At 49.2% G+C, this 2,992-nt stretch carries 5 protein-coding genes; all 5 read left to right on the top strand.

The genetic code is table 11. The features are described from left to right. On the top strand, nucleotides 1-528 hold a 528-nt coding region (locus GX016_05300), incomplete at its 5' end, for an MFS transporter (protein ID HHT70978.1). A 143-nt stretch (nucleotides 529-671) separates the two neighbouring features. Continuing rightward, nucleotides 672-821: a DUF433 domain-containing protein gene (locus GX016_05305; GenBank protein ID HHT70979.1), complete on the top strand. Its 150-nt coding sequence runs from the start codon at nucleotides 672-674 to the stop codon at nucleotides 819-821. Between the two features lie 119 nt (nucleotides 822-940). Continuing rightward, complete coding sequence (locus GX016_05310; protein ID HHT70980.1) at nucleotides 941-1,504, top strand: histidine phosphatase family protein; 564 nt, start codon at nucleotides 941-943, stop codon at nucleotides 1,502-1,504. A 138-nt stretch (nucleotides 1,505-1,642) separates the two neighbouring features. After that, nucleotides 1,643-2,236, top strand: coding sequence for a DNA alkylation repair protein (locus GX016_05315; GenBank protein ID HHT70981.1), 594 nt, complete (start codon nucleotides 1,643-1,645; stop codon nucleotides 2,234-2,236). Nucleotides 2,237-2,583: 347 nt separating this feature from the next. After that, nucleotides 2,584-2,992 (top strand): nucleotidyltransferase domain-containing protein (locus GX016_05320; GenBank protein ID HHT70982.1); only part of this gene is annotated, 409 nt, incomplete at its 3' end.

Raw genomic sequence — 2,992 nt, forward strand, 5'->3', positions numbered from 1 at the left:
GCCTGGACTCAATATATATTCATTGCTTATTACTCCTATCATTTTATCCACCGTGGATATGGCGTGGGAATTTCTGCCCCCATTATGAGTGTCTTCCTTCTGGCCGGCACCGCAGGCACCTTAGTCGGAGGGTTGTTTGCCGACTGGCTCGGTCGCCGGACAGTCATTACCGGCTCTCTGATACTAGGCTTGGTGGCTATCTGGCTCAGCCTAACACCCCCGGGTCCACTGGCTTGGGTTGGGATTGCCTTGCTCGGAGCCGCACTGCATGCCATGGTGCCGGTAAGCATTGTTATTGCTCAAGAACTGGTACCCCACCGTGCCGGTATGGCCGCCGGACTCATGTTGGGCTTCTCTTACGGTCTGGGCGGACTATGTACTCCCATCACCGGCTATATCGCCGATACCTACGGTGTCCAAATGGCCCTAAACAGCACCTATCCGGTGATGGCTCTGTCGGTGTTGCTATGCTTTTTCATACCTCTCGGCGGTCGACAAACCTTGTCTGTCAGCCAAGACGAACCCTAAGAAAAAGAAGAAGCACCCACCCTTACCCCTTCTTCCTACCTCGGCTTTGAACTTGCACAGGGTGCTCTTTGCGTTTCGCCTTCAGTCTAAGCCTATGGTACAATTAGGGCGAACCGCTCCCAGAGTACAGGGGGGGCTAAGAGATGACGGGGATAGAATTGATCAAGCGAATTACCGTGAATCCTGCGATATTTGGTGGGAAACCAATCATCCGTGGTATGCGAATCAAGGTGGAGAATGTTTCAGGACTGCTTGAACCAGGGCTAAGACCGGAAGAAATATTGGCAGAATAACCTGATTTAGAGGTAGAGGATATTCGCACTTGTTTATCGTATGCTCGGTTGTGAGTGGCGAATGAATCAATTGAGGCTATTTTACTGGAGATAGCCAATGAAGGTGGGGAGAAACCGCATTGAATTATTGCAATATCTTACTTGTGCGACATGGCATAACAGACCATAATCGTGAAGGACGCATCCAAGGACAGCTAGATGTGCCGCTTTCTGCACAAGGGCGACACCAAGCGCAAGAACTGGCCCAGCGATTAAAACCGGGTCAGATCCAAGCAATGTACAGTAGCGATCTCAGCCGAGCTAAGGAGACAGCCGCTATTATTGCCTGGGCAATAAACCTAAGAATCGAGGCATACCGACCCGATCTGCGAGAGATTTGTTTCGGCCGTTGGCAAGGGCATACTATGGCCGAAGTGGCCGAGCTTTATCCCGAAGAGCTGGCTATTTGGCGGGCCGACCGTACATATTCCGCTCCCCACGGCGGCGAGACTTTCGCCCAGATGACCGCACGGGGCTGGAAAGCAGTGCAAGAAATAGCTATTTTGTACCCTGGAGAAACAGTGGCCGTAGTAGCCCACGGTGGCCTGATCAAAGGCATATTATGTATGGCCCGTGGCATCGGGCTAGGCCAACGTTCACAACTGGTGGTGGACAACGCTTCCGTCACCGCTATCAAGCTATAAATAGGGGCGGGCCCCTGTGCCCGCCCGCCTGTTTCCCACCTGGCATCATTATTACTAGGAGGTGGCACAATAAACAAAGCTACAGGGAAGTTACTAACCTTACTGAAAAACAATGCCGACGCCGATAAGGCGGTAGCCATGTCCGCTTATATGAAAGATCGGTTTCCGTTTTATGGAATTAACAAACCAGAACGGAGTGCTCTCAGCAATGACTATCTTAAAGCCTCAAAGAACTGGGAGACAAAAGACCTGCTGGCTACCGTATACCAGCTTTACGAACAGCCAGAGCGTGAATGTCATTACATAGCCATTGATCTGTTAAATACCAACTATAAACGACTCTCATACCAGGACATCAACCAGATCTACCCACTGATCGACCGCAAGGCGTGGTGGGACTCGGTAGATGGCATCAGAAAACCAATATCACTCTGGGTAAAAGACCATGGAGAATACATGGATGAAGTCATGACAGCACTACTTGCCGCCGAGTCTATGTGGCAGAGAAGAGTTGCGCTGACTTTACAACTGAGATGGAAAGAGCAGACCGACAGCCAGTGGTTAGAACAAGCCATTGTACAAAATATCCATGATCAGGAGTTTTTTATCCAAAAGGCCATCGGCTGGGCCCTGCGAGATTACAGCCGAACTAACCCCGGATGGGTTAGAAACATAATCGCGTTGCACAGCTTTAGCAGTCTAGCCGTGCGCGAAGGTAGCAAGTATCTGTAAGCCCTCTGCCAAGATTGCTTGATGCACATTTGGCTACATAAACTATAACGCCTTTTAAATGGGACAAAATGTATATTCGGGCCTTATACATCAAAGGACGAGATGGTGTCTATTCAGGGGTAAATGGCGTTATTGAATATCCAGCGCTGCCTGTAGCACGGCAAGTGAACAGATTACCCGTCATTCCCAAGGAGCAAAGTGACAACAAGAGATTAGCTACGACTGCGGTGAATGGTGGAAGTAATTGACGAAACGGTTTTATATGGTAGTATTTGTATAAACCGACCACATTTTGCAGTCCTGATCAAAGAAGGTGGACAGTTATGCAAGACAAAGAAAGACTAACCATGAGTACTGGCAACATTTTGGAGGAGCTGGAAGTTTACTTCCGGGAACGATCCGACGTTTGCCTGGCCTTTCTTTTTGGTTCAATGGCTAAAGGGAAAGCCACCCGGCATTCTGATGCCGATGTAGCTGTATATTTTGCAGAGGGTTACGACATAAGTGTGGTGCGCAATATGGTTACAGATCTTGAAAACATTGCCACGCGCGAAGTGGACCTTATTGTACTAAACGATGCCAGCCCTTCAATAGCATGGTCTGCCATACGTGGCATTCCCCTATTTGTAAAGAATCAGGAGTTCTATCTGGAATACATGCTTAATGTATCCCGCGAGGCAGAGGACTTCAACATATTTTTGCTCGATCTTTGGCGGCTTCGTACCGAGAGACGCAAAAAGGAAGCCCATGCTAGCA

The organism is Bacillota bacterium (assembly GCA_012837285.1).
Classification (GTDB): Bacteria; Bacillota; DTU030; order DUMP01; family DUMP01; genus DUNI01.